At 43.4% G+C, this 242-nt stretch carries 1 protein-coding gene; it reads left to right on the top strand.

Annotated features, from left to right (window positions below; all coding sequences use genetic code 11):
* Window positions 1-221 (top strand): ATP-grasp domain-containing protein (locus V0R37_RS23115; protein WP_489685832.1); only part of this gene is annotated, 221 nt, incomplete at its 5' end.
* Between the last annotated feature and the right edge of the window lie 21 nt (window positions 222-242).

Below are 242 nucleotides of genomic sequence, written 5' to 3'. Positions count from 1 at the left end.
CACTGAGTGAAACCGATAAAGCGATTGCGTTAGCTGTGGCTCCAACATTAAAAGAAAAAGGCTTGATCTTTGTCGGTCTTGATGTGATTGGTGATAAACTCACCGAAATCAATGTCACTAGCCCAACCTGTATTCGTGAAATCGAAGCCGCTTTTGATATCTCGATTACCGGCAAGCTGATGGATGCGATTGAACGTCGTATTAAGGCCTTATCTATGTAGGAGCGTTAAGCTCCTACATAG

The sequence above is a fragment of the Pollutimonas rozaliensis genome, assembly GCF_048751585.1.
GTDB lineage: Bacteria > Pseudomonadota > Gammaproteobacteria > Burkholderiales > Burkholderiaceae_B.
This window is presented reverse-complemented; position numbering and strand designations above follow the sequence as displayed.